Annotated in this window: 25 protein-coding genes and 1 pseudogene; 11 read left to right on the forward strand and 15 right to left on the reverse strand. The window is 49.8% G+C overall.

The window, feature by feature from the left end; genetic code table 11:
• Positions 1-4: 4 nt before the first annotated feature.
• From fliO to rcsA, 5 genes are all read left to right on the forward strand, one after another.
• Positions 5-379: a flagellar biosynthetic protein FliO gene (gene fliO, locus HF650_RS14325; protein ID WP_187799243.1), complete on the forward strand. Its 375-nt coding sequence runs from the start codon at positions 5-7 to the stop codon at positions 377-379.
• Positions 379-1,116, forward strand: coding sequence for a flagellar type III secretion system pore protein FliP (gene fliP, locus HF650_RS14330; RefSeq protein ID WP_187799244.1), 738 nt, complete (start codon positions 379-381; stop codon positions 1,114-1,116). The genes fliO and fliP overlap by 1 nt, the downstream gene beginning before the upstream one ends.
• Positions 1,117-1,124: 8 nt before the next feature.
• On the forward strand, positions 1,125-1,394 hold the full coding sequence (fliQ, locus tag HF650_RS14335; RefSeq protein WP_187799245.1) for a flagellar biosynthesis protein FliQ: 270 nt from the start codon (positions 1,125-1,127) through the stop codon (positions 1,392-1,394).
• An 8-nt stretch (positions 1,395-1,402) separates the two neighbouring features.
• Positions 1,403-2,191 carry a flagellar biosynthetic protein FliR gene (fliR, locus tag HF650_RS14340; protein WP_187799246.1) on the forward strand — a complete coding sequence of 263 codons (789 nt, stop codon included), beginning with the start codon at positions 1,403-1,405 and terminating at the stop codon, positions 2,189-2,191.
• Positions 2,192-2,472: 281 nt separating this feature from the next.
• Positions 2,473-3,096 carry a transcriptional regulator RcsA gene (rcsA, locus tag HF650_RS14345; RefSeq protein WP_076770094.1) on the forward strand — a complete coding sequence of 208 codons (624 nt, stop codon included), beginning with the start codon at positions 2,473-2,475 and terminating at the stop codon, positions 3,094-3,096.
• 44 nt (positions 3,097-3,140) lie between these two features.
• Here the strand turns inward: rcsA and dsrB are convergent, their stop codons facing one another.
• Positions 3,141-3,329, reverse strand: coding sequence for a protein DsrB (gene dsrB / locus HF650_RS14350; RefSeq protein WP_023479212.1), 189 nt, complete (start codon positions 3,327-3,329; stop codon positions 3,141-3,143).
• Between the two features lie 129 nt (positions 3,330-3,458).
• On the opposite strand from dsrB, the gene yodD reads away from it, so the two are divergent.
• Complete coding sequence (yodD, locus tag HF650_RS14355; protein WP_187799247.1) at positions 3,459-3,689, forward strand: YodD family peroxide/acid resistance protein; 231 nt, start codon at positions 3,459-3,461, stop codon at positions 3,687-3,689.
• Between the two features lie 212 nt (positions 3,690-3,901).
• On the forward strand, positions 3,902-4,732 hold the full coding sequence (locus tag HF650_RS14360) for a mannosyl-3-phosphoglycerate phosphatase-related protein (RefSeq protein WP_187799248.1): 831 nt from the start codon (positions 3,902-3,904) through the stop codon (positions 4,730-4,732).
• Here HF650_RS14360 and dgcQ read toward each other — a convergent pair.
• The 3 genes from dgcQ to HF650_RS14375 all read right to left on the reverse strand — a co-directional run bounded on the left by dgcQ (position 4,696) and on the right by HF650_RS14375 (position 7,657).
• Positions 4,696-6,405, reverse strand: coding sequence for a cellulose biosynthesis regulator diguanylate cyclase DgcQ (gene dgcQ, locus HF650_RS14365; RefSeq protein ID WP_187799249.1), 1,710 nt, complete (start codon positions 6,403-6,405; stop codon positions 4,696-4,698). The two genes, HF650_RS14360 and dgcQ, sit on opposite strands and share 37 nt — an antisense overlap.
• A gap of 87 nt (positions 6,406-6,492) precedes the next feature.
• The gene (locus tag HF650_RS14370; protein ID WP_187799250.1) at positions 6,493-6,675 is read right to left on the reverse strand and encodes a DUF2158 domain-containing protein; all 183 of its coding nucleotides are present in this window, start codon (positions 6,673-6,675) and stop codon (positions 6,493-6,495) included.
• 73 nt (positions 6,676-6,748) lie between these two features.
• Positions 6,749-7,657, reverse strand: coding sequence for a DUF808 domain-containing protein (locus HF650_RS14375; RefSeq protein ID WP_187799251.1), 909 nt, complete (start codon positions 7,655-7,657; stop codon positions 6,749-6,751).
• A 211-nt stretch (positions 7,658-7,868) separates the two neighbouring features.
• Here HF650_RS14375 and yedA point away from each other — a divergent pair, with 211 nt between their 5' ends.
• Complete coding sequence (gene yedA / locus HF650_RS14380; protein WP_187799252.1) at positions 7,869-8,780, forward strand: drug/metabolite exporter YedA; 912 nt, start codon at positions 7,869-7,871, stop codon at positions 8,778-8,780.
• A 98-nt stretch (positions 8,781-8,878) separates the two neighbouring features.
• Here yedA and HF650_RS14385 read toward each other — a convergent pair whose 3' ends face one another.
• From HF650_RS14385 to HF650_RS14395, 3 genes are read right to left on the reverse strand one after another with little or no spacing between them, the layout of a single operon-like run.
• Positions 8,879-10,426, reverse strand: coding sequence for a hypothetical protein (locus tag HF650_RS14385; protein WP_187799253.1), 1,548 nt, complete (start codon positions 10,424-10,426; stop codon positions 8,879-8,881).
• A 43-nt stretch (positions 10,427-10,469) separates the two neighbouring features.
• A complete protein-coding gene (locus tag HF650_RS14390) occupies positions 10,470-12,044 on the reverse strand; it encodes a hypothetical protein (RefSeq protein ID WP_187799254.1) in 1,575 nt (524 codons plus the stop codon).
• Between the two features lie 6 nt (positions 12,045-12,050).
• Entirely contained in the window at positions 12,051-17,282 is a 5,232-nt protein-coding gene (locus HF650_RS14395; protein ID WP_187799255.1) for a hypothetical protein, read from the reverse strand.
• A 130-nt stretch (positions 17,283-17,412) separates the two neighbouring features.
• Between HF650_RS14395 and HF650_RS14400 the strand changes: the two genes are divergently transcribed.
• The gene (locus HF650_RS14400) at positions 17,413-17,622 is read left to right on the forward strand and encodes a hypothetical protein (protein WP_187799256.1); all 210 of its coding nucleotides are present in this window, start codon (positions 17,413-17,415) and stop codon (positions 17,620-17,622) included.
• An 85-nt stretch (positions 17,623-17,707) separates the two neighbouring features.
• Here the strand turns inward: HF650_RS14400 and HF650_RS14405 are convergent, their stop codons facing one another.
• The 4 genes from HF650_RS14405 to HF650_RS25570 all read right to left on the reverse strand — a co-directional run bounded on the left by HF650_RS14405 (position 17,708) and on the right by HF650_RS25570 (position 19,869).
• Positions 17,708-18,178, reverse strand: a complete 471-nt coding sequence (locus HF650_RS14405; protein WP_187799257.1) for a very short patch repair endonuclease — start codon at positions 18,176-18,178, stop codon at positions 17,708-17,710.
• Positions 18,179-18,190: 12 nt separating this feature from the next.
• On the reverse strand, positions 18,191-18,889 hold the full coding sequence (locus HF650_RS14410) for a phosphohydrolase (RefSeq protein WP_187799258.1): 699 nt from the start codon (positions 18,887-18,889) through the stop codon (positions 18,191-18,193).
• A 33-nt stretch (positions 18,890-18,922) separates the two neighbouring features.
• The gene (drpB, locus tag HF650_RS14415) at positions 18,923-19,186 is read right to left on the reverse strand and encodes a cell division protein DrpB (RefSeq protein ID WP_023479203.1); all 264 of its coding nucleotides are present in this window, start codon (positions 19,184-19,186) and stop codon (positions 18,923-18,925) included.
• Between the two features lie 344 nt (positions 19,187-19,530).
• Positions 19,531-19,869, reverse strand: coding sequence for a hypothetical protein (locus HF650_RS25570; protein WP_187799259.1), 339 nt, complete (start codon positions 19,867-19,869; stop codon positions 19,531-19,533).
• A gap of 168 nt (positions 19,870-20,037) precedes the next feature.
• Between HF650_RS25570 and HF650_RS14425 the strand changes: the two genes are divergently transcribed.
• On the forward strand, positions 20,038-20,385 hold the full coding sequence (locus HF650_RS14425; protein ID WP_187799260.1) for a DUF6404 family protein: 348 nt from the start codon (positions 20,038-20,040) through the stop codon (positions 20,383-20,385).
• 997 nt (positions 20,386-21,382) lie between these two features.
• The gene (locus tag HF650_RS14430; protein ID WP_223284168.1) at positions 21,383-21,571 is read left to right on the forward strand and encodes a hypothetical protein; all 189 of its coding nucleotides are present in this window, start codon (positions 21,383-21,385) and stop codon (positions 21,569-21,571) included.
• A gap of 15 nt (positions 21,572-21,586) precedes the next feature.
• Here HF650_RS14430 and HF650_RS14435 read toward each other — a convergent pair whose 3' ends face one another.
• From HF650_RS14435 to HF650_RS14455, 4 genes and pseudogenes are all read right to left on the reverse strand, one after another.
• The gene (locus HF650_RS14435) at positions 21,587-21,964 is read right to left on the reverse strand and encodes a hypothetical protein (RefSeq protein WP_187799261.1); all 378 of its coding nucleotides are present in this window, start codon (positions 21,962-21,964) and stop codon (positions 21,587-21,589) included.
• 326 nt (positions 21,965-22,290) lie between these two features.
• Positions 22,291-23,493: pseudogene (locus tag HF650_RS14440) on the reverse strand (RHS repeat-associated core domain-containing protein); the annotation flags it as partial.
• 906 nt (positions 23,494-24,399) lie between these two features.
• A complete protein-coding gene (locus HF650_RS14450) occupies positions 24,400-24,810 on the reverse strand; it encodes an SMI1/KNR4 family protein (protein ID WP_187799262.1) in 411 nt (136 codons plus the stop codon).
• Positions 24,801-25,073, reverse strand: a complete 273-nt coding sequence (locus HF650_RS14455) for an HNH endonuclease (RefSeq protein ID WP_187799263.1) — start codon at positions 25,071-25,073, stop codon at positions 24,801-24,803. Before HF650_RS14455 ends, HF650_RS14450 begins: the two co-directional genes overlap by 10 nt.
• Between the last annotated feature and the right edge of the window lie 118 nt (positions 25,074-25,191).

Consider the following 25,191-nt stretch of genomic DNA (forward strand, 5'->3'; position numbering starts at 1 on the left):
ACGTATGAAGACACAGGCCACGGTTTCGCAGCCGTCCGCCGTTTCCGGTTCGCCACTTATCCAGGTGAGTGGCGCGCTGTTTGGCATCATCGCCGTGATTCTACTCGCGGCATGGCTGGCCAAACGCTTCGGCTTTGGCGGCAAGACCGCCAGCAGCCGGGGATTAAAAGTCACCGCCAGCACCGCGGTCGGCACGCGTGAACGCGTGGTGATCGTCGATGTTGAAGATGCACGTCTGGTACTGGGCGTGACGCCTACCCACATCAATTTGTTGCACAAACTTCCTCCCGCCCCCGTCGACAATAGCGCTGTGAATGAGAAAAACGTCGATTTTCAGGCCGTGATGAAGAATCTGCTTAAGCGTTCCGGGAGATCGTGATGCGCCGTTTGTTAACTATCGCTGCCGCCGGGTTGTGGCTGGCGGCGCCTGCCGCATTTGCCCAGTTACCGGGTCTGGTCAGCCAGCCGCTGGCGGGTGGCGGTCAATCCTGGTCGCTACCGGTACAGACGCTGGTGTTTATCACCTCGCTCACTTTCTTGCCCGCCATTCTGCTGATGATGACCAGTTTTACCCGTATCATCATCGTCTTTGGCCTGCTGCGTAACGCCCTCGGTACGCCCTCCGCGCCGCCGAACCAGGTGCTGCTCGGGCTGGCGCTGTTTCTGACCTTTTTTATTATGTCGCCGGTAATTGATAAGATTTACACCGACGCCTATCAGCCCTTCAGCGAAAACAAAATTTCCGTAGATGTTGCGCTGGAGCGTGGCGCGCAGCCGCTGCGCGAGTTTATGCTGCGCCAGACCCGTCAGGCTGACCTGGCGCTCTTCGCCCGCCTCGCTAACAGCGCGCCGATTGAAGGACCGGAAGCCGTACCCATGCGCATTCTGCTCCCGGCATATGTCACCAGCGAGCTGAAAACTGCGTTCCAGATTGGCTTTACCATCTTTATTCCGTTTTTGATTATCGACCTCGTCATCGCAAGCGTGTTGATGGCTCTTGGGATGATGATGGTGCCGCCTGCGACCATTGCGCTGCCGTTTAAATTAATGCTGTTTGTACTGGTGGATGGCTGGCAGTTGCTGGTCGGTTCGCTGGCGCAAAGCTTTTACAGTTAGGAGCGGCAATGACACCCGAATCGGTCATGATGATGGGCACCGAGGCGATGAAAGTCGCCCTTGCCCTCGCCGCACCGCTGCTGCTGATTGCCCTGATAACAGGTCTTGTGATCAGTATTTTGCAGGCGGCAACGCAGATCAACGAAATGACGCTGTCGTTTATTCCGAAGATCATCGCCGTGTTTGTCACCATCGTAGTCGCCGGGCCGTGGATGCTGAATCTGCTGCTTGATTACATGCGTACCCTGTTCAACAACATTCCTTACATCATCGGGTAATCCGGCCTATGTTGAACGTCACCAGCGACCAGTGGCTGCACTGGATCAGTATGTACTTCTGGCCGCTGCTGCGCGTGATGGCGCTGATCATGACCGCGCCGATCCTGAGCGAATCGCGTATTCCCCGCCGCATTAAAGTCGGTCTGGGAATTGTCATTACCATTGTTATCGCCCCGACGCTGCCGGACACGCCCGATATCGGTATTTTCTCGCCTGCGGCGCTGTGGGTGGGGATGCAACAAATCCTGATTGGTATTGCGCTCGGCTTCACCATGCAGTTCGCCTTTGCCACCATTCGCCTCGCCGGTGAACTGATTGGCCTGCAAATGGGGCTGTCGTTCGCCACGTTCGTCGACCCGACCAGCCACTTAAACATGCCGGTGCTGGCGCGCATTCTTGATATGCTGGCGCTACTGTTGTTTATGACCTTTAACGGCCATTTGTGGCTGATTTCGATGCTGGTTGACACTTTTCACACCCTGCCGATCGGCGGAGACCCGGTGAACAGCAATGCATACCTCGCGCTGACGCGCGCGGCGGGGATGATTTTCCTCAATGGTTTAATGCTGGCACTGCCGATAATTACCCTGTTGCTGACCATCAACCTCTCCCTGGGTTTGCTCAACCGCATGGCACCGCAGTTGTCGGTGTTTGTCATCGGTTTCCCTGTCACATTGAGCGTCGGTATTCTGCTCATCTCGGCGATGATGCCGCTGATCGCGCCCTTCTGCGAGCGCCTCTTCAGTGAGATTTTCGATCTGCTGGCGGATATCGTCAGTGAATTGCCGCAAAGATAATCCCCTCTGCTTTACAGTGTCATGCTGAGGATAATCCTAAAGTGAAATTTTAAAAACAGCCACCAGGATAACCCTGACGCGGTTTATTTGTTTTTAGCATTCTCACAGAACGCAACATTTACTTTACTTTAAGATGATTCCTGGCAAATTATACGTAACTTTACGGGATAGTGGATTCGCCTGAGGTCTTCCCATGCACTTCAGTAATATATATTCCTGTATGGCTTCTGAAGCTTCTGGCGGGTGGTGAATTATCGTTACGCATTGAGTGAGGGTATGCCATGTCAACGATTATTATGGATTTATGCAGTTATACCCGGTTGGGATTAACAGGGTATCTGACAAGCCGGGGAGTAAAAAAACGAGATATCAACGATGTGCAATCTGTTGATGAACTCGAATTAGCTTGCGCCACATTTCAACCTTCCGTGGTGTTTATTAATGAAGACTGCTTTATTCATGATCCAAGCAGCAGTCAGCATATTAAGCAGGTCATTAATCAGCATCCCCGTACACTGTTTATCGTCTTTATGGCCATCGCCAACATCCATTTTGATGAGTACCTGTTAGTCCGTAAGAACCTGTTAATTAGCTCAAAATCGATAAAACCTGAGTCTCTGGACAATATTTTAGGCGATTATTTGAGCAAAGAGAAAAAAAGCATCGGCACGATCAATCTACCAACACTTTCATTAAGTCGGACTGAATCAAGCATGCTAAAAATGTGGATGTCAGGACAAGATACTATTCAAATATCCGATCAGATGAATATTAAAGCTAAAACAGTATCGTCACACAAAGGAAATATTAAAAGGAAAATCAAAACGCACAATAAACAAGTCATCTATCATGTAGTGCGGCTAACAGATAATGTTACTAACGGTATATTTGTGAATATGCGTTAACGCAAAAATTCTTATATCTACCCTCCGCAATGGAGGGCGATAAATTATTCAGCCAGCTCGACAAATACCCCATCCGGGTGATCTTTTTCATTAAAGAACCAGATACCGAGCGGGTAATCTTCAAGAGAAACCAGGTACATCGTACCTTCGTTGAATGCTTCAACAGCCAGGACAACACCCGGACGGCGTGGCCCTCCGTCCGTTTTGACCGTAACCCGATCGTTAACCTTCATAATCACTCCTCCAGTCACATTTACGCCAGTGTAGATCAAAACGCGCAGGCTGACAGCGTTGTGCTATGTGGCTGCCCTTTTTTTCTAACGTCTATACTTAAGCTCAGCACGCAACCATGAGGTGATAGCATGAAAACGGAAAGAGAGTACGACGAGACAGCCAAGCGTGACGTGCAGGTAGATATTGATGCACTGCTGGCGGCCATCAATGAGATCAGCGAAAGCGAAGTGCAGCGCATTGATGACGATGAGGGTCAGCGCGTTAGCGTCGATGGGCGTGAATATCATACCTGGCGGGAACTGGCAGAGGCCTTTGAGCTGGATGTTCATGACTTCAGCATTACTGAAGCGAACCGCTAAAGAAATACCCCGGTCGGCTAACGACCGGGGAAACTTGCTTACGCAAGAAGCACTTACAAAATTCGCACATCAGGGGAATCTGATGTAGAGCCCACTCTATAGGCTATTATTTGCTCTGACAAGATATATCGATAAAACAGGTATTTAGCCGAAGAGCACTCCCCTTCATTATGAAATAAATACAGTGCCCGATTGACTTCAAGGAGCCAATAATGCCGAAGCTGGACGATCCATTACTGATCTTTACCGACGTGGATGGCACCCTGATGGATAGCCATACCGGTGAATGGCAGGCTGCTGCCGGCTGGCTAAGCCATTTGCGCGAGCATGACATTCCGGTCATTTTATGCAGCAGTAAGACCGCAGCCGAAATGGTCGCCCTGCAAAAAATGTTTAACCTGCAAGGCCTACCATTCATTGCAGAAAACGGCGCGGTAGTTCAGCTGGATGAAGCCTGGCACGAAGATGAGAATTACCCGCGGTTGATGAACGGTGCGCCTCATGATGAGGTTGCCCGCGTGCTGAATACGTTGCGTGAAACGCACGGATGGAAATTTACCTCCTTTTCTGACCTCGATGAGAGTGTTCTGGCAGAAGTCACCGGTCTGCCGCCCGCGCAGGCGGCGCTGGCTAAGTTACAGGAAGCATCTGAAACATTAATCTGGCGCGATAGTGATGCTCAGATGGCAGCATTTGACGATGCATTATCCGGGCTTGGATTACGTTTTGTGCAGGGGGCGCGTTTCTGGCACGTGCTGGATGAGCGCGGCGGCAAAGATCAGGCAGTGAATTGGCTGACGCAGCGATATAAGCACTATTCAGGTGTTAACTTTACTACCATCGGATTGGGAGATGGTCCGAACGATGCGCCGCTACTCGACAGCGTTGATTATGCGGTTGTCGTCCGGGGCCTGAACCGTGAAGGCGTGACGCTGCGCCATGATACTCCTGAGCGGGTTTACCACACCGAGCTTGAGGGGGCAGCCGGCTGGCGCGAGGGCCTCAATCAACTCTTCGGCGCTTCATCTCTGGCGCAAACCTGATTACGCCCATTATGCTTGGCCCGGTAGAGTCGCCGGTCGGCAACGGATTGAAGATGCTCAAAATCATGACTTGCCTCTTTCAGCGCCTCGCTCACTCCCAGCGAGGCGCTGATGCGAATAGTGGTGTGCTTATGAATAAGGATCTCTTTACTGGCGATACGCTGGCGGATGCGTTCTGCTATTGTGACGGCCTCCCCCAACGTGCAATCAGGCAGAAGAATACAGAACTCCTCGCCGCCGACGCGCCCGGCAACCTGCTGCTCATCAAGGCTACTGCTGATTAACCCGGCAGTGTGCGACAGCACCAAATCCCCAGCCTGATGACCGAAACGGTCGTTAATCTCTTTAAAGTTGTCGAGATCGAGCTGGATCACCGCGAAAGGACGCTTCTGCGCGCGCGCCTGCTGTGAGAGGGTTTTTGCCTGTTCAAACAGAACGCCGCGATTGCAGAGCCTGGTTAGCGGATCGTACCAGGCCTGCCATTGCAACGTACTCTGCATGGCATACATATTTTTTACCATCCGGCGAATGACTCCCCACGCCGTTAGTAGCATGACCATAAACAGCAGCCATAAAATCGCCATTGCAATGCTGATACGCCCAAAATCGCCAGCGATCCCTTCGCGCAGCGTATGGACACGCACCAGCGCGCCGTCGAAATGTTTCATCTTTTGCCAGCTAATATAACGCGCAGCGAGACGCAGGCCGCCGTGGCTCTTGTTCTCCATCTCCGCGCTAAGGCGCGCGCGCTCTTCAGTGCTAAAGACGCGCTGAAGAGTGTTGAACGGAGAAGTAGTGGCAATCAGCTTCAGATGGTTGTCATAGAGCAGATACTCGCCCTTCTCATCACTCTCCCGGCCGTGACTGGCGTTCATCAATAGAGCGTGGATGGCCTCAACAGAGAAACTGACACCCAGTACACCCAGCCAGTCCCCCTGATAATCGAGCGGTACGCTGGCTGTGACATCGCCATGATGTTCACTACCCGGGGTGAGGTCGCTGAACCAGCGTACGCCGCGCCCGCGGTTTTCCTGCTTCTGTTGCCCGTTAAACCACGGGCGCATCAGCAACCGGTAATAGGTAGGAACAATCGTCTCTTCGCTGGTCTGGGTCTCGGTGGTGATGAAGAACCCGGCACGGGAGATATACCAGGCGCGACGCGGCAGCATCTGCGCATGGGTTGAGAGACGAAACAGGTAGCCCAACTCCATCGCTGCGGTGAGTTCATTGTGCAGGTTGGGGTTGTCGCGGTTCAGCAGCGCGGTTTGTGCAACAAAATAGTCCGAAACGCCATATACCGGCAGCGTGCGTTGGTTATCGCGACCGATTTGCCACTCGGCCAGCATGCGCTTACTTTCAAATTCACCCTGTCGTTTTCGCAGGATATTGAGCTCGAGCGGCGTTTGTAGCGCCGCCTGCATGGTATGGCGGAAAAATAGCAGCCGTTCGATGCCGACCTGCATCTGCATATCCAGCGCATTGCTTACATTCTCCAGTGCGCTACGCTGGCTCGTTTTATAAGCATTCTCAAGCACAATCACTTCGCGCCAGGTCAGCACGGTCGAGCAGACCATAACAATCACAAAGCAGAAGTTAACCACCCATGCGGGATCGTCATAGCGTCCGGCGTCTTTGCCCTGCCCGGGCAGAGGATTAAGCGTGGAGTGGCGCACAGAGGCTCCCTGAAAAGTCTGGTTAACTGCTTTTGTCGCGCGCCGGTTACCAAGAAAAACGCCCAGCAGAGCCGGGCGTTTTCTTGGTTATGCTTCTTCGTGAATACGCTGCCCTTTGCCAGGCATTAACTCATCTTCACGAAAGGCTTCCCGTTTGACCCCATAGCCGTCATACCACCGGCACTCCACCATACCGCTGGCGTAACCGGTGACAATCATGCGCGGACCACCCTTTTTAGCCTGAACCTCATCACTGACCACAAAGACCATACCTGCCTCCTGAATCAGAGTGAAACGTTTTCACCATAGACGAAGTTTTTGCGTTTTGCGTAATAGGCGCCGCTTATTTCGCGCCGCGCAGACGGGTAATTCCTTTTATCACGGCGATGACCACTGCACCGATAGCAAAGCCGATAAGCAGATTCGCCACCATTGGCACCAGCGCCTGCACCAGTGCATTTTGCGTGCTGGCGAAGTGCTCAATGGCGTGGTGTACCGGGGGAAGTCCATGCACCACAATCCCGCCGCCGACAAGGAACATGGCCAGCGTGCCGACTACCGACAGGATCTTCATCAACCATGGTGCGACAAACAGCAACCCTTTACCCACCCCCCGGGCCAGCGCGCTCTTTTTCTCTACCAGCCAGTAGCCCATGTCATCCAGTTTGACGATGATCCCCACCAGGCCATATACGCCGATGGTGACCAGCACCGCAATACCGGAGAGGATCAGTACCTGGTTGAGTAGCGGTGCTTCTGCCACGATGCCTAAGGTAATGGCGACGATCTCCGCCGAGAGAATAAAGTCGGTGCGTACGGCACCTTTGATTTTATCTTTTTCGAACTGCTGCGGGTTTTGCGCTGCCAGCGCTTCCAGCCGCTTTTGCCGCGCCTCCGGGCTCTCTTTATGCTTTCGCGCTTCGAAGGTATGCAGCACTTTTTCTACCCCTTCAAAGCATAGGTAGGCTCCGCCCAGCATCAGTAACGGTGTAATTGCCCACGGAATAAAGGCGCTGATTAGCAGCGCTAGCGGCACCAGAATCACTTTATTGAGCAGTGAGCCACGCGCTACCCCCCAGACAACCGGCAACTCACGATTAGCGCGTACGCCGGTAACCTGTTGTGCGTTAAGGGAGAGATCGTCCCCCAGCACGCCCGCGGTCTTTTTCGCCGCCAGTTTTCCCATTACCGAAATATCGTCCAGCAGTGTGGCGATATCATCAAGGAGGGTTAATAGACTACTTCCTGCCAAAATGTCTTCCTTTTGATTAAGCTGCGCAAACCGCCCAGCGGGTATTCAACGCGTAATAGTATGCGGTAAAAGATAGCAGGCGAAAATAACCTTGTTGGGCGAGTGAACATAATGTCAACAAATATTTAACACTCAAGGTGTGATTAACCCCTCGCCATAGAAATACTTTTATCGTTAACTATAAGCCTCTTATCCTTTCCCGTGGTGAGTTATGCGTTTCAGGCAGGTTTTACCGCTGATCGGCGCGCTTTTTGCGCTGTACGTTATCTGGGGTTCCACATATTTTGTTATCCGCATCGGCGTTGAGAGCTGGCCGCCGTTTATGCTGGCCGGTACGCGTTTTTTCTGCGCCGGTACGTTGTTAACGGTGGTATTGCTGCTCAGCGGGCACAAGCTGCCACCGCTGCGTCCCCTGCTCAACGCAGCGTTGATTGGCGTGCTGCTGCTGGCGGTAGGCAATGGTTTTGTTACCGTCGCGGAGCACCAGAATGTTCCGTCCGGTATCGCGGCGGTGGTGGTGGCGACGGTTCCACTCTTCACCCTCTGCTTCAGCCGCTTTTTTGGTATCGCCACGCGCAAGCTGGAGTGGCTGGGTATCGCTATTGGCCTGGCAGGGATTGTGCTGCTGAATAGCGGCGGCAACTTAAGCGGCAACCCGTGGGGCGCCGGATTGATTTTAATTGGCTCGCTCAGCTGGGCGTTTGGCTCTGTCTACGGTTCGCGCATTGAACTGCCGGTCGGCATGATGGCGGGCGCAATTGAAATGCTGGCCGCCGGAATTGTATTGCTCGCGGCTTCCGCGCTTAGCGGTGAACGTCTGACCGCCGTACCCCCCATCGAAGGTTTCTTCGCCGTCGGCTACCTGGCGCTATTCGGCTCGATTATTGCCATTAATGCCTATATGTACCTGATTCGTAATGTCACGCCCGCTGTCGCCACCAGCTACGCCTATGTCAACCCGGTGGTAGCGGTGCTGCTCGGCACCACCTTTGCGGATGAACACCTCTCGTCAATTGAGTGGCTGGCGCTTGGGGTGATTATTTTTGCTGTGGTGCTGGTGACACTCGGCAAATATCTTCTGCCGGCGCCCCCGGTGATCACGACCTGTGAGGCGAAGAAATAACCCTCTCTATGTCGTCATAAAAAAGGAAGTATCACCCTGCTGAAGAGGGTAATACTTCCTGTGATTCTTGACGACGTTGCAGTAACCCAGCCTACGTCTTACTTTTCAAGAAAATGGATGATTAACTCCGCGCCAAACCGGCTTGCGCCTAATACGTCACAACTTAGCGAAACGTAGCCGTCAAAACCGGCCTCTTCATGGTTGTACAGAAGGTTGAGTCCAACCTTCATAATCATCAATCCATTGGTAAAATGAGGCATAGCATCCAAAAAATCATCTATTGAAATCTTGCCGCGAATGTAATCAGCCACCTGCAGCAAAAGCTCTCTAAGCTCGCTGCTCATCTCCACACTTTCTGTTGCACTCTTATCGCCGAACAATGAGCGCATATGATTCCAGAATTCATAATGCCGACTCTGCCGCCTGATCATTAGCGCAACTTCATCTGCAGACAAATCCTCGGGTAAAAATGTTTTGGCCTGGGAGAGTAAAGCCTCCTGGCCCTGTAACCTAGGGCTATAAAATGCCGGATAAGCCGTCACCTTTTTATTGAGGCACCAGGCCAGCGCCTTGCCGATGGGGACGCGGCCAAGCGCACCAAAATGGCTATAAAACTCAATTTCACTTATGCTGCCTAAATCAACGGCATAATTTTCGCATTTTGCTAAGCCGCGGATGGTATCCGCCAGCTCCTGCGCATGCATACCATTTACCGCAGCAGGCCCGCCGGTGATCTTAATTGAGAGCGTGCTGCCCTCTACAGAAAAAGCGCCCCCTGATCCCAGTAGCGCCGACACGCGCATTTTTTGCAGGGAAATTTCACCGGCAGAAATAACGTTACGGCGCAGCACCTCGGCGGGAATATCCCTGGCATGGATAATTGAACGTTTCCCGGCTAAGGAAGCATCAAGCCGCGCAGGGTTGACGATAACAAATTCACCGTCGCCAAGGCTAAACATGACATGACCGCTATTTGATTTCCCCTTTTGCATAAGGGTAACAAGCTGCCCTTCCGGCACAGCCATCAGCTCCGCCTGGGTTTTAATGCTCAAGGGTGAAGTGAGCACATCCTCTATGGCCCCCAGTTGGCCATAGAGAGGTGCGGGGTTTGTCACCACAGGTTGAAGGGCTGTCGTTAAAGCCTGGGCCTGCTCTGGCGAAAGTTTACCCGCCTGTGCCAGTAAATCGGTTAAACCGCTGACGCTGTCCACGCCAGCAGCAATGGTATTGGCTAAGTCACGCAATGCAGGTTTGTCGGCGAGAATGAGCCCTGTCGGCCTGGCAGCGTAGATCTGCACATATTCTCCGCCCGTATTAAGTTTGACCTGAGAGCCGGTAAAGTCACCGAGCTGCTCAGCAAGTAGAATGCGGGGTTCGTTGGTGAGCATCTCATCAAGCGTGCTGTTATTTATGCCGGCAAAACGCCCGTTACCGACGCTGACCATAACGTGATGGGGTTGCACTGGAGGGGTCCCGGCCTTAAAGAGAAGCAGCAGTGCGCCTTTCTCAACGCAGAGTAACTCGTCTTGTGAGGTAATCAGCCGAGGCGTTTCGAGTAAGTCCGTGGCCAGAGCGATCGCTTTGCCCTCTTCTGCCATCCTCTTCATGCCCTGGCGAAGTAAATTCGCCGTTTCTTGATTCAACAATTCACTATTTTCAAGGACCTCGACGGCGTAATCCGCTGCATCGTCAGTAGTGGGGGGGGGTGCACTGGCTACGGCGAACCGATGACATGACTTTATTTCCCGGCATGGCTCCAGGCACTGTAGTTTTCGCGACATCAGCACTTCTCCCAATGACCGAATCTCCCGCTAATGAATCAGGGTAATACCATTCAGGCCGCTTGAGTACTTTCGCATTCGGAATAATAGCTTGAGGACCACGAGACGTATATTCGCTATAGTCACCAAATATCTCATGCGCTTTTACCCGGGATTTATAATCTGCGTATTTAATTAAACTGCCGCCGTTGATATTAGCGTATTTTTGCGCCCATAACTCTTCCGGAAGAATAACAGGACCACTAAACTCATCATATCTACTTGCAAATTTTCGTGCCGTAAGGTCAAAAACATAGTCGCGATTATTTTTATTACCGATAACAACAAAATGGTTCGCTGGCATTTTATCCACAGAGTTTATAAAAACGGCAATACCGCGATAGCGAATGTTGCCGAAGCCTTTTTCAAGCATGAAATTGCCCACCGGAGCCATTGAATAGGTGCTCCGCTCTATAGGATTATTCATAGCTATTTTGATGGAGTCGCGTTTGTAAAGCTCTTTAAGCAGGGCCTGCGCATCTACCCCTTCGGTTTCTTTGGCGTCCTGAATATTAAAGGAAATTTTTCTGTCTGGTAAATCATCACGCAGGTTTTGTACACCCATCTCAGGCTGGACGGCGGGGCTTGTGCCATCAGGGCTAACGACCCATTTACTCTCTTCAGGATGCATAATCTGGCCAGGGTTTTCTGGATCGCTGGGATCAACGGTACGCCATGCTTTAGTTGTCTGGCTCCAACGCACTTCAGAGATGCCGTTTGCAGTTTCGATATAATAAACACGCATTCTGGTTTTCGGATCGAGGCTGATATAAACCTCACCGCCTCGTAACGTCTGCTTATGCATATCTTTCAACACAACATCCATACGAATAAACTCTGGACCAACCGATTGAGCGGCAGATGTACCCGGAACAATATTATGGAAGATCAGAGCAGAGCGAATTTTAGACACTAGATAACCAGAGAGATCGCGTAGCATAAGTGCATCAACTAAATCAAATATCGAGTTAGCACTGATTTTCCCTAATTCCACAGCATTAATAACCCCCTGTCTGGCCAGCTCCCGAATCATATATTTATACAGGCCTCTGCCTGATAGACCTCTCGCTCCCCCTTCTCTTGCAATAGTAGCGATCCCTTTTGCATTTTTTATCAGCGAGCCAATTTTAGCACCTGCCTGCGCCGCAACACACACTACGCCAAAAATGTCGGCCATAAGGGCATAACCATCGGGTTTATACTCACCATCGGTCAGAGAACCATATATATCGGAATAAAAGGGGATAAAAAGAGAGGCAATACGATGCAGCGCAGAGGGCTTATAGAGATCCGCCTTAAGTTTATTAGCAGAACGATTGAGCGCATTTTTCATACTGATATTCAGCGTGACGACAAGGCTATTTTGTGGTTGTTCCTGATGTTCATAAACATTGTACTCGGTACCGCCAAAGTTCGCGCCTTCGAAAGGATTTGGATATTTCATTCCATCCTATTCTTTGTAAAGGATGTTATTGATAAGCTCCTCTTTTTCTTTTGCCGCACGTCGCTTGCCATCCCAGTAAATTTTGTCTTTGGCGTGACCGAACTCTTTTTTAAAAAAGGCCTCGGTAAAGGTGCTCTCCAGCCCATGGCTATGAACTTTATGGGGTTCAAGCCTGGCTATGGCTTTTAGCCATGGGTTGCTTTGCATTTGCGTATCGGTAAATTGCCGACTAAAAGTTGCATCCGGGAAAAGAGAGAAAAAGACCCAATCATTGTTTTGAAGCTGAATAAATACCAGCTCTCCGGGATGGACATCTTTGACGTTATTTTTCTTTCTGACATCAAGTCGGACGCTTTTTTTGACAGGCGCTGCAATTTGATCCAATGAGAGGGCTGAAATAATCAGCAACTCCCTCACCCGCTCGCTTGCTTCATACCCACTAAACTTTTTTTTATATTCAATAAACTGCTGGTTGTAATCCCATTTACGCGAAAAATATTCGCCACCGAGCATTTCTGACAAGGAGGTATACCCTTCTGGTATCTCTTTTTCGGTTGTCAATGGATTTAACTGGTGCCGGCTCTTTGCATATTCATCAATGATTGCTTGGGCGCGGAGATTTTTCAGATGTGAAACACTCTTTTTGTTCTTCTGCAACCAATGCAGCATCGTCGGGAGAAGATCACGTGCTGCAGCATTTTCTTCCTCAGCACCCAGTTTCGGATATAGCGCTTCCGCCATTCTGTTCGCCCACACAATGTCAGCATAAGTCTCACTGGCGTCGGGCATCGCTATATTTATCTTTTCAAGCGCCTCTACTAATTTGTTATAGATTTGTTGTTGCACCAATATTGCTTTGACAGCCGCTCTGGCGATGCGAAGCGTATCTATCTGCTTGCGCTCGCTTTCGCTCTCTTCAAGGAGAAAGTTTTGCCGCAGTTTTACCTCTTTTAATGCCAACTCAACTACGGCTTCTTTTGCTGCGGCAATGATATCTGATTTATCACTCTGCAACCCAAGCCGTTGGGTAAAGGTTTTATCGCCAATCGCCATCCCCTCTTCATATTGCTGATATTTTTTCTTATAAGAGAGGATTAGTTGAGAGTATGTATCTTTTTTCTTCTGCATTCTGTTAACGATGGATTGTACGACGGCTTTTTCATTCTCCTTTTTCTTCAGCTCGGCGCTAAAATCCTCGTTATATATTATATGGAAGGCCGCCGCATGAGAGGCTAGAGTGTACTCTTTGGGGTTATTTTCCGCTTGCCATATTTTTTCTTTCAATATGGCTATATTAGAATTAATCCTCGCCAATCTCTTCTTTTCTTCCGCTGGGATCCTTGTATCAAGCTTATTATATTTAACCTGTGCATCGTCAGCTAACATACGCGCATAACGCGCAGTGGCTAACGCGCCGACATCAGTGATATCGACATTGAACGCTTCCCAATAACAGGAGAGGAGCCGACGATCCCAGCTTAAATTTTCGCGGCCGTAGGCCGTGCCACTCAATATTCCTTTCGCCACTTTCTGGCTATCGAGGATCATTTTTCTGAGCATCATTATCGCAATAAGACTCTCATTTTCCGGATGCAGATAGAACTTGTGGAACTCCGTATCGATTACAGTAATCACCTGATTAGTTAAATTGCTCCATGATATAAAATTTACCGCATCAAGACAGGCTTTAATCCTATTTTTCACCGCAGGCTCAATTTTAGATTCCAGAATCTTTTTTTGAATATCTAAAAACGCGTAAAACTTTTCTGTATCTGTCCTGTCCGCGTAATCCCAGTAGCCGTTAACATCACTAATAATAACGACACTTTTCATACCCCACGCGGTAATAAATACACCGCAGAGGTCCGCACTTAACTTCTTACAGGGCCAGAACCTACGAGCAAGATAAATATATAGATGACCATGGCTTTGTTTATAAATACGCCCCTCGCATGGGGTTTCAGAGAGCGTGAGTTCATAAGCGCCTTTTGCATTCCAGCCCCTGACATCCGATAACAACGCAGCGGTTGCACCTTTGCAACCTGGCTTATTTTTCACGTCCCAGGTTATCGATTCAGCATCACGATAAATCGTTACCGGCGTTGCTTTGCCGATCACTATCGCAGCCTCGTCAACTCCTCTTAACATCACAGGCCAATATTTGTCCCGCAGATAGATAAAGTGTTTTACTCCGTCAAAATAAATCTGCCCTTGTTGTCCATGAGCCATACAGAGATAGTTATAAGCACTTTCCGTAGGCCACTCGCTAGCTTGTTCGATAAGGCGGGCTGACGCTTTGGTTGTAATATAACTGTTTTTGGCAGAGGAAATATTGTCACTACTTTGAGGATCACCGCTGCCTGAAAAATACCATTTGTTATCCTCCTCGCTAAAATAAACAGGCAGCGAGGGATTATGCTCACTCTTCCCCTCCGTATGAGCATAAATATGCCCTTTCAGAACATTTGCATTAATATCTGTCTGCTGAAACTGCCAATATCGCCCAGCGATGAAAAGGTATGACGCTCTTTTATATTTATATAAGCGGGATACTGGCGACTGCTGCATAGCATCGGGTGCCGGAAATGCCCCTTCAGCGGTAAAAGATAAGGTCTCTTTTACTTTATTCTCAAGCAGTGAATCTATTGCCGTTTCTCGTTCAGGTGCAGGATAGTAACCTTTTCCGTGAACCGCATGATGATCGTCTGAAGCGCGCTTTACCCGACGTGGCAATGATGTCTTATCCACTTCTGCAATAAAATTCGCGACTTCCCGCTTTAGTGCCTGCTCGATAGAGTGCCTTAGCGTATTAATAATCATGGTACGTGTTCCGATAAACCCAGCCCCCCAGGCCAGCGCCTCCGGCAGCTTGATAATCTCTGTATGGATCTGTTTCGTTCTCTCGCCTTGCGGTATATCGGAATAGGTTCCTGCTCCTCCCGTAGCTATTGATGGTGACAGTGACAGCGTTAAACGAAACGCCACTGTCGATAACACTTTATCGATAGGGAGCGCTTTTTCAGGGCGCGCCCTCTGCTCATCCAGCCTTAGGCGATCGCCATTGCGCCGTCTGCGAAAGAGGTTCAGCCCGGTTCGTGCTCCGCTTAACATTACTCGCACGGGTAGAGAAAAGGGTCCGCTTACCAGACGGAAACCCTCTCTGAACACCGCTAACATTGCGCTGCTGATTATCTCTCTCTTAACCCGGAGCCGGATATCGTTTGGCACGATCCGCGCTCCGGCTACTATCTCCTGCAGAGTGGGTGAACAAAGTGTGGTCTCCTCTGCAGCGTGCTGCAGCGCGAGTTTTAGTCTGCTGATAAAGCCTTCGGCCTGCGGATCGGTTTTATTTGCAAAGTGACGGCGGCTATCCTGAACGATTTCCAGCAATGTTCGATCAAATAATATGGCTGCCGCGACTTTTTCCTGCAAAGGAAAGTCCCGTAAGTACTCCCGGCGCAACCCTTTCGCCCATTCGCTTATGCCGCGCACCAGCCTGTCGCGACAAGACAGGCTGCCCAGCGAGCGTCCCGTTATCTCAAAGACGCTATTTCTGACGTCTTCTTTCATCCGTTTTAATGCCGCTAACCACTGCGCGATGTGGGTATTAAATTCAAGCCTGTCGCTGTTGCCGTGTCTCGCCAGGCGAACAATAGCGGCCTGAATTTGCTGAGTCAGCTGGCTCAACCCTTTAGCAGTGTGACGGATGGTTTTCTCAATCTGTTTGAGCTGCGCTGTTTTGCCCGGCTCCTGACTCTGGGGTAGATCACGCAGCGTCTTGAACAGAACCCCGTGAAATATCTCTGCCCACTTATCTTCTGTGCGCTCTGTCAGAGGATAAATAAGTGCTTCCAGCTGCTGCTGACCCTGCTGTACGACAGATTGCCAGCGCTTTGCCTCTGACTCTAACTCTTGTGTGAGCACATGATTGAGCGCCAAAGACGCCACATCACCGGGCCGGGATTCGCTCACGTGCAGGTAGTGCTCAACCGCTTTTGCTACCTCCCCTGCGACCATCGGCATCTGTTTTACCCGCCGTTCCGCCTGGTGAATTTCGTCAATCAGCAGCAGTGCGCTATCTCTTACCGCGCGGTCGAGGGCGTCGGTGCAGGCTGGTTGGGGGGAGTAATTCATTTTTGTGCTTATTCTGGCAGGAGTGTTGTGCTGGCCCGGAGCGGCACTCTTTGCACCCTGCGTGGGATTTATCAACCTGCCCTCGGCACGACGCCATACCTTCTGCGCCTTTTTTTTCTCTTTTTTATCTTCATCAGGCGAGATGCGTTCCTTAACCTCTATCAACCTCACCGCAAGGCTTCCAAGCATATTGGCGGTGTGCAGAATATGATGAAGCAGCTGGATATGATCGGGCGCATGCCCGGCACTCTCTACGGCGGCGCAAGCTGTCCGCTTAAGTAAGGTGTTCATCGCATAGAGCCGCGCGTCGCGGGCTTTAGCCAGTATGACTTCGGCCTGCTGTTGCAGGCAGTCTGCCAGCCGCTGGCGAGTCAGCAAACTTTCAGCCATGAGTGACTGCTCCAACTGAGCGAAACGCTGATACTCTGCGCTTATCGCCCTGCTTTCGCCCATGAGTAAAGTTTCCGCCTGTTGACGCAGGGTAATGTTCGGTGGGAGAGCAGCGATCAATTTATGTCGATACTCATCAACCATTGCGGCAATTTCCCCCTCCCAGTCCAGATGCCCTACGCTATTAGCAGCCGCGATAGCCTCCAGCGCATCGGAGAGCACGTGCATCAAATCGAAGGCGTGAAGGTGTATCTCATTCGCGGCTGGATCGTCGCGTTGCTGCAGGGATAAGAGGAGTTGCAGAAAATGTTGTGCAGGAGCAAAAAGCGTATCCGGCGCGGTTGTACTACGCACGGTCATGAGCTTTTCCTGTACACCCCGAATGACGGCCGCATCAGGTTTGAAGATGTGATATGCCTGATGTCGGTATTCGAAAAGATGTGGCATCTTGCGGCTGAGCGCGCCATAAAGGGTCGCTTTAAGATGTTGTGCTTCTTCACTTTGCTGCGATAAGTCTCCGCCGGATATCGCTGCATCCTCACCGCTTACTGCAGTGAGAGCCTGCGGTGGAATATCTATCGCAACGTCAACTATCCCATCACCCGATAACGCCTCCACTGCCAGCGCCTTGTCGACTTCAGGCAATAATGACTCGTTTTTATCATTAGCAAATACCATATAAATTATTTTTGATAAAAAATCGCAAAATGGCATATCTCCTCCGCACTAAAAACAGTGATTATTTAAATCCAACCCGCCCGCTTCTCAAAAAGAAGAAGGCTTAATCTCATCACCAGTAAATACAACAAGCGTTGGCATTAATAAAACTTGTGCAGGGTGTGCTGTGCGGCGCACAACATTAAAACTTGCCTGGTTTAATGGATTTATAAAGTTGAATATCAGGCATCAAAAAGGCTTTTTATGCTCAACAGATGCAGGAGAAATGGAGGTAATAAAAATGCCTATTATGATATACCCGCCTACAAAAGAAAATTCTGCCTATCTCTTTGCAGAAATAAGGCGGCAGGTTATTTTTAATGCGGGGTTGATATAAATATATAAGGTATTTTATTTCACTTACTAAAGTGTAGAGCTTTACATATCCTCATTTATGAGTGATGTGCTTTAGTCATGGCAAGTTAGAATGCACCGTGAATGCCCTGTGTGTCGATCTGCGCGGTCGGTTGTCCCTCACAGAGCCACTCCTCCAGCCGAACGCTGAGCGCTTCGTCACTGAGTTTCAGTTTTCCGCGCAGCGCGCACTCCCAGACAACCATGACCCGCCAGCCCTGCTCCAGCAGTAGGGCGCAGTCGCGCGCGTCGCGCTGTACGTTTTTGCCAATCTTCTCTAACCAGAAATCAGTGCGTGTGGAAGGGACTTTAAACAGATAGCAGTTATGATGGTGCCAGAAACACCCGTGGGTGAAGATAACGCAGCGGTAAGCATCAACGATAAAATCAGGGCGTCCGGGGAGCGTGGCATCCTGCACGCGAAAGTCGACCCCCATCGCCTCAAGGCAACCCGCCAGGCGTTTCTCAATGGCAGTGTCGCGCGTGGCGATAGCGCGCATATTTTTACTGCGCGTCGCTTTATCATGCACATCTGCCACTGTTTCCTCTCCTCAGGATGGATGCGCGCGGTAGCGGCGCAGCACCTCGTCATCAAGCCGCTGAAAATCGCCCTGCAGCTCAGCGCTCAGTTTTTCCATAAAGTGTACCAGGAAATCGGCGTTATGCATGGCCAGCGCGCGACCTTTAGCGGTTTGCATGGTCGCAGGCAGTTTCAACAACTTGCAGCGAAAGTGATCGAGGGCAAAGCGTTTGTCATCCAGTTCACGCCCGGCGGCAAAGGGATCGTCGCCATCAAACAACGCCCCGCCCATGCTGCCGGAGACTGCAAATACCCGTGCAAGGCCAATGGCTCCAAGGGACTCCATCCGGTCGGCATCCTGCACGATTTTCGCTTCAAGAGTTTGCGGGGCGATGCCCGCGCTAAAACTGTGCGCTTCGATAGCATGGCGTACCGCGGGGATTGCGGCTTCGGGAAAATCAGGAAAATCAGCGGCGAGGATGGCGGCGGCTTTTTCCGCCGCCCGCTGCGAAGAGGTGTGACGCAGCGGATGATTTTTGGCAAAGCTGACAATGTCGTGGAAGTAGCAGGCAGTGAGCACCACCAGCGCATCAGCCTGCTCCTCCTCCATCAGCGTTTGCGCCGTTTGCCATACGCGGCGAAAGTGTGCGAGATCGTGGGCAGCATCGGCGTGGGTAAAGTGCTGCGTCATCCATTTGTCAAAGCGCAGCTGCCAGTCGATAAGAGACATACATCATCCTGTGAAAACGGTGGTGCCCCAGCGTCACGCTTGCATATCACGCGGACGCGTATACCAGGCAATGGCGCCCAGTATCGCACCTACTGCACTTAATGCAACGATGCCTGACACCGTGTTCAACCCGCTCTCAACGGATCGCGCTGCGCCGCTGGCGAAGCCTGATGCGATATCAACCGGGCCGGCAAGCCAGAGATTACTTGCCAGAGACCAGCAAAAATAGAGGCAGAATATCCAGAAGACCCATAGCGCGAGTTTTCCGCCTGCGCTACGAACTGCGAAATCGTCCATAATCTCGTTTTCCTTCTTAGGTCGGGAGTGGTGAATAAGAAACGTTCTCACTATTCAGAGTTCTCCCACATCATATCGCCATAAAATCTGAATTAAAGATATATCAACCATGTTGATAATTTAAATGCATAACGCTGGCAATTCTCGGATGTTTTTGAATCGATAACGCTCTTCATAACAGTCTAAGTCCATGATAATAAGAGATTATATAATTTTATCTCGTTATAAAAATATCATATAAATAAAGTTCAAAAAGGAATAACGCGATCAATTGTTGATGCCATATCGCGCCGTAGAGGTAAAAACAGGCCAGATCATCAACACTGAAAGACTCATGAACTAGTTCAAAAGATCGCGTTATCTACCTTCCCACAATCCAGCAAGTCAAAGCTTATATTGATGAGATAGAGAGTGAGCAGGTCAAAATTATTGTCCAGCGCGTGAGCTATGTTTAAGCCGCTGCCGCGTTCAAAACCACGCCTCCAGCCGTGCGGGCAGCGGAGCATATAGCGCTGGCCATCACTAAAGCGCGTGGAAAGCCCGCCGAAGCAGGGGTTCCTGAAGTCATTATTGAGAAGGTATACCGAAGCATGATTGAGGCATTTCACGACTACGAGCTTAAGCAACATGAACAATTGCAACAGGAAAAAAGTAGCCTCGCGCGATGAAACAAGCCTTTGCACAACGTGGCGCTTTTTGTGAGCCGCATGATCTGCTATGAGCAAGGAGCGGGCTTAAACACTCTGTTTTGAGTTATGATAGAAAGTGAAGTCAGCACAGTTCAGATATGAATGCAGGGAATCGCAATACAGATCCCGTAAACAGTTAAATGATCATTCAGGGAGAAAAAAATGTGTTTTGAGCGAAAAAAGGAGCGTGCGCTTGCCATCATGGAAAGCAAAAAGATGTGGCGCAGCAATTATGCCCCTCCTCTGTTGCGTGGGTTATGGAAGTTAGGACTAAAAATACCGCCATTACCTTTCGCTTCATTTTGGCAAATAACATTCGTTATGGGATTCGGATTTAGCCTTGTATGGGGACTCATTATGTGGTTATTCACATGGAAAGGGATGGGCGTTCAACCTTCCTCGGCGATATTAAGAAGTCTCTTCAGTGGATTTCTATTTGGCGTAATGCTGGCAGCGTTTCATAGATGGCGCAAGAAGGCCAATAATCTGCCTGACTGGAAAAACCTGTAAGTAACTGGCAAACGAATCAGTATTGCTTAACGTCCCCTTGATTAAGGATAGCGTTGCATCGACCCATTGAACTCACAGCCAGAAGCGGACGTTGCTGGCATCAGTTTGTATTGATTTACGGAGAGCAGATCAGTTGCTGATGCCCGAATCAGAGTAGCCGGTTGTCGCTGAGAAAAATGACCGCATCAGCCATCTTCCCCTTATGGAGTCAGAGCAGCTGATTGAACCAATAAAGGCTAAAGGGGCAAAGCTGGCCATCTCCGGCATCGTGGATCTGTCTGAGCTGGCCGTCAGTTGGGGCGGCATGCCCAGAATCGTGTTTGAGTCCGTTCAGAATATACTGCTTTAAGTAGCCCTGCAGATAGCGTGGGACGACTACGAAACCTTTCGTGAAAGGCAACGGCAAGGCGTGGAGCTGGCAAAGGCCTCAGGTAAGTACAAAGGGCGCAGGCCGGAAGCCGAAACGTATGAACGCATCATTGCTTTTGGCGAGGCCGGTATGTAAATTGCGCGCGCAGCGACTCTTGCGGGATGTTGTGTGAACCAGGTAAAGCGCATATGGGGCACCTACAGGGCTCAGAAATCCGGTCAGTAGCGGTATAAGTTAATGCAGTAAGTCATATTAACATTGTCCAGGGAGCCATAAATTCAGGACGTTATTAGGTCATACCTACATAACACTGTTCTAAACCAACAAGGAACAGATATCCGCGTACCCTGTAATGAAACTGTCGCCCGCCACAACGGTACTAGCAGGCGGGTATTTTCAGCTAAATAATTCTTCAATAAATTCGTCGAATGAATCAGCAACAGTGACAAGCTCCTTTTCATCCATAAGAAAAACGAAAACAGTCTCTCTGCCGATACGGTAGCCTCTTCCGGCGCGTTCTCGTCCGACTGCTGTACCCGCTTATCTGCCCAACCGCAGCGGCGTGCCGGCGATCAAAATCAGCGCCAGATGATTGAGACTGGATTTTAGCTCGGCACGGGCGTTACCGTGAAGATCTCGCAATGTTGCCTGATCTTGCTTGCGCGTAAAAACTGCTTTAAGGAACTACTTAAAGCATTTTATCAGGCTAAACAGGTGGTGAAGGGAATGAAAAACGGAATATCTGGCGTACTGTGTGCAGCCCAAAAAAATAAAGTCGGGGAATATCATGTGGAAATTTCCCGTGTTTTTATTTAAATTTCATTTTATAAATTAATAGTTATCCTCTATTAATTTCACCTCCCATGAAGTACTATCTGATATAGTTATCAGTGCCAAACAGTTTGATAAGTCACCATTTTCTAATGCACTATATTTAACAGGTTTCACTAACGCAGCTAAAAAACAGTTTTTTATATCACTCAATGAGTTGGAAAAATGGTTGATTTCATCCCATGATAATTTAAATCCTATATCGTTGGATAAAACTCGTTGCTCAAAATCAGGCATTGACATACCTTGTGGAGCTATTCCAACTCCCTCTATTTCATATAGATACCAATCCCATTTGTTAGCCGGTACTTTGTCTAATAAGTGAGATAAATGGGCTTTTTCTCCATTGTTCCACATCGACCCTTTACTTACATACATTATGGCATCTCCAGATCTTTTGCAGGACCATGTTGCGGTGTTCCTCCTGTAGGGTCAGGAATATAATCATGCTGATGAGAATTGGGGTGTTCATTAGGTCTGCCATGATTTGTAAAATCAATATCCCTTTTCGGAACTAAATTACCATTTTCATCATACCCCCATTCCCTTGCTTGAGTATAATCTTCTTTTCTTGCTGATTTAGTACCTAATTGAGTATGTGGCGTATCAACATCAGGGACTGGATTCCCATTTTTATCGCGCGGTAATGGTCGAGCGGGTCGATAAGTACCATAAGGATTTTTATCTTCAGCACCTGTTTTGCATAATCCTGGCAGGTCAATATATTTGAGAGGGTTTGGCGCATAAGTATATAAGTTCAGCCCACCACTTAACCCTATCGGATCCTAAACGGTAAACCGTCCGCTCTGCGGGTCGTAATAGCGGAACAGGTTGTCGTGCAGGCCGGTTTCGCTGTCTGCATAGCGCAGGGGCTGGTGCGCAAGCACGGTGTGCTGCGCCAGCCGCGTGAAGCCGTCTGTCTGGTGCCGGACCTCGCCGAAGCTGCCATAGTGCCCACTCCAGCGGAGGCTGCCTTCTTCGTCTGTCACTTCCAGCGGCGCGCCGTTAAGGTCGCTACTGAACCAGTAGATTTCCCCGGCCCAGTCTTCCCGCAGATGGTCAATCCGTGCCAGCGGGCTCCAGGCCTCGTTCGGGTCGTAAATATACATGCTGCACTGCCCGCCTTGATGCTGCTCCTGCAAAAGGCGGTAACCCTGCCAGAGGAAGCGGCTTTCACGGGTGCCGTGACCGGTGGTAACCGTCTTGCGGGTCCGTCTGCCGAGCGCGTCATAATGATAGTGCGCGTCAAAGCGTCCCTGCGGCCCCGTTCAGCGCGCGGATACAAGGCGGTTTTCCGCATCATACGTATAGTGCTGTTCATAAAGCCCGCGGCGTCTTCGGGTCAGGCTGCTCCATGCATCGTACTGCATAAACAGATTCTGCCAGTGCTGCAGACGGTTATCAGTAACCGGGGCGTCGTTCGCGGCAAGGTTATCGGCGGCATCATAGGTAAAGAACGCACTGCTGCCCTGGCGGGACGCATAATGCTTCAGCAGGCGGCCTTCGGCGTCATAGCCGTAATTCACCTCGCCACGCAGGGTGTCGCTGACGCCCGCCAGCTCGCCGCGCCCGGTATAGCGGAGCAGGCGCTCCAGTATCGCCTGCTCCGGCAGGGCCACTTCTTTGATGAGTTCGCTGCGCTGCGCGGTTCGCCTGCCGAGGCTGTCATAGCTGCGGGTCTGTTCGCGTGCGCCCTGGGTGCGGCGGATTTCCCGGTGCAGGCGGTCACGGGTGAATTCAATGACCAGCTGCGACCCGAAGCGGATGGCGCTGACGTGACCGGAGCCGTAGTGCAGCCAGGAGAGCTGCTGCCCGCCGGGCAGGGTCAGATTCGTCAGATCGCCCAGCGCATCCCATGCATAGCTGAGTTCACCGTTATCACCCGACTCGCTTACCAGGCGGCCTGCCTCATCAGTCTAGAGGCGTTGCGGGTGTTTATGACCACGGACACTTTCGACAGTCTGGTGAGACGGCTGGGCATAATCGCCACGCTGCCCGGACAGCTTGCTGACATTGTCGAAGAATTACGCTGCATTTATGGCGATCTTTAGGAGCCGTATGAGCTGACCACGCAAAGTGGAACAGCAACGTGGATTACGGCAATATGTGCTTCACCCGAGGCGGTAATGATATATATCATTACCGCCAGCCAACCGATATTTTCAAATATATGCACAGAGGTCTAATTTTATCAGGCCATTTAATGGGGTGTTCACGATTAATACGATCAAGGGGCAGACCTTATCAGAATCATCATTACCATCTTCTCTTTCTTTCTCAAAGAGACTGTCAGAATTGACCCTTATATCCAGCGCAGAATGCAGCATTTTATGGATCTTAATGCCGCTTGCACGCTTGATTTCATTTTTGGTAGCCGCTGTACTATCCCTGCATGACCATTTATAGGGCGTAAAACGGGGGAACGCAAACAGAAGACATACTGCTTGAATGTGATCATGAGCCTGCTCCAGAAGAGCTGGAGCATGTCATCATCTGGGACACTCTGAGGTTTCATCGCCATGGGCTGGCCCCTTGAGTATTAATAAACTCAGGAGACTTAAAAGAACAATAACGCTGGGCTTATGGAATGCTGGTGTATCTGTTGTCATACCATGCTTCATATATTGATCCTTCACAATTAAGGTAGAGCCATCTTGATACGTTGATATACTCAATATCGAAGACATGGTTTGCGCACTGCCCGATTTAACATCGCGAGACCAACAAAAGTAAGGGGGCTATTTTACAACAAATTGTTTACGTTAGAATGCCTGTACTTTTTCGACAATATTTGGACATTGAACATTTTATAACTATATATTGCCCAACTCATTCAAAAAAGATGAAAAAGATTCAGATACAAAATCTAACTCTGTTTCATCCATTAACCATATATAGACATTAGCAAAATCTGACTGCCTTGTGGACAGTAAGAATAAATTTCCTCCATCGTCATATGCAAACGGCAATAAACCTTTTAATTCAGAAAACTCTTCCGTCAGATCTTTATAATGTTCCTCAATCGGAACTCGTCCATATTTTATAGGCAGGAAACCACCTAAAAGGTAAGGGTTGTTTTCATCAGATTCTGGCAAATAACCTCCATTATAATTCAGGTAAAACTTTACAAAATCTTCTGGCAGATGAAGATGATATTGTTGTTCAAAGATCACCAAATCCTCTGGTGAAAGCTTTTTTTGGGATTCTTCTAAAGCTATGGACATGTTTTATTACTCCTGAATCTTGCTGGATGAGTGTATGCTTTACCGATTACCAGTTTGTACTGGCTTAAACCGTCTTTATGGGGGATACCCCGATGCGCTTCTTGTTCAACAAACTGCATTGTTCCGGTATTTGTCCCTGGATCATAATTATCCAAGTGATGCCAAATATCACCACTTGGTGCTTTTTTCTGATTTAGCCCTGCCGCTTTATTGGGTGTCTGGAAAGCTAAATCATAATCACCGGTATACTGTATTTTAACCATTTGATTCCCATCAATTTTCTTATTATATAATGCATTACTGTCTGCAAAATCAAGGCCGCCCCCTTGCGTTTTTTCACGCCACTTTAGCCAAACCCTTCTAATTGTGCGATAGGATCAG

The sequence above is a fragment of the Kosakonia sp. SMBL-WEM22 genome (assembly GCF_014490785.1).
Classification (GTDB): domain Bacteria; phylum Pseudomonadota; class Gammaproteobacteria; order Enterobacterales; family Enterobacteriaceae; genus Kosakonia.

Excerpts from the sequence above, each read along its gene's own strand:
- fliO (WP_187799243.1), top strand. The coding sequence starts at position 5 with ATGAAGACACAGGCCACGGTTTCGCAGCCGTCCGCCGTTTCCGGTTCG.
- fliP (WP_187799244.1), top strand. The coding sequence starts at position 379 with ATGCGCCGTTTGTTAACTATCGCTGCCGCCGGGTTGTGGCTGGCGGCG.
- fliQ (WP_187799245.1), top strand. The coding sequence starts at position 1,125 with ATGACACCCGAATCGGTCATGATGATGGGCACCGAGGCGATGAAAGTC.
- fliR (WP_187799246.1), top strand. The coding sequence starts at position 1,403 with ATGTTGAACGTCACCAGCGACCAGTGGCTGCACTGGATCAGTATGTAC.
- rcsA (WP_076770094.1), top strand. The coding sequence starts at position 2,473 with ATGTCAACGATTATTATGGATTTATGCAGTTATACCCGGTTGGGATTA.
- dsrB (WP_023479212.1), bottom strand. The coding sequence starts at position 3,329 with ATGAAGGTTAACGATCGGGTTACGGTCAAAACGGACGGAGGGCCACGC.
- yodD (WP_187799247.1), top strand. The coding sequence starts at position 3,459 with ATGAAAACGGAAAGAGAGTACGACGAGACAGCCAAGCGTGACGTGCAG.
- HF650_RS14360 (WP_187799248.1), top strand. The coding sequence starts at position 3,902 with ATGCCGAAGCTGGACGATCCATTACTGATCTTTACCGACGTGGATGGC.
- HF650_RS14370 (WP_187799250.1), bottom strand. The coding sequence starts at position 6,675 with ATGGTCTTTGTGGTCAGTGATGAGGTTCAGGCTAAAAAGGGTGGTCCG.
- yedA (WP_187799252.1), top strand. The coding sequence starts at position 7,869 with ATGCGTTTCAGGCAGGTTTTACCGCTGATCGGCGCGCTTTTTGCGCTG.
- HF650_RS14390 (WP_187799254.1), bottom strand. The coding sequence starts at position 12,044 with ATGAAATATCCAAATCCTTTCGAAGGCGCGAACTTTGGCGGTACCGAG.
- HF650_RS14395 (WP_187799255.1), bottom strand. The coding sequence starts at position 17,282 with ATGCCATTTTGCGATTTTTTATCAAAAATAATTTATATGGTATTTGCT.
- HF650_RS14410 (WP_187799258.1), bottom strand. The coding sequence starts at position 18,889 with ATGTCTCTTATCGACTGGCAGCTGCGCTTTGACAAATGGATGACGCAG.
- drpB (WP_023479203.1), bottom strand. The coding sequence starts at position 19,186 with ATGGACGATTTCGCAGTTCGTAGCGCAGGCGGAAAACTCGCGCTATGG.
- HF650_RS14425 (WP_187799260.1), top strand. The coding sequence starts at position 20,038 with ATGTGTTTTGAGCGAAAAAAGGAGCGTGCGCTTGCCATCATGGAAAGC.
- HF650_RS14435 (WP_187799261.1), bottom strand. The coding sequence starts at position 21,964 with ATGTATGTAAGTAAAGGGTCGATGTGGAACAATGGAGAAAAAGCCCAT.
- HF650_RS14450 (WP_187799262.1), bottom strand. The coding sequence starts at position 24,810 with ATGTCCATAGCTTTAGAAGAATCCCAAAAAAAGCTTTCACCAGAGGAT.
- HF650_RS14455 (WP_187799263.1), bottom strand. The coding sequence starts at position 25,073 with ATGGTTAAAATACAGTATACCGGTGATTATGATTTAGCTTTCCAGACA.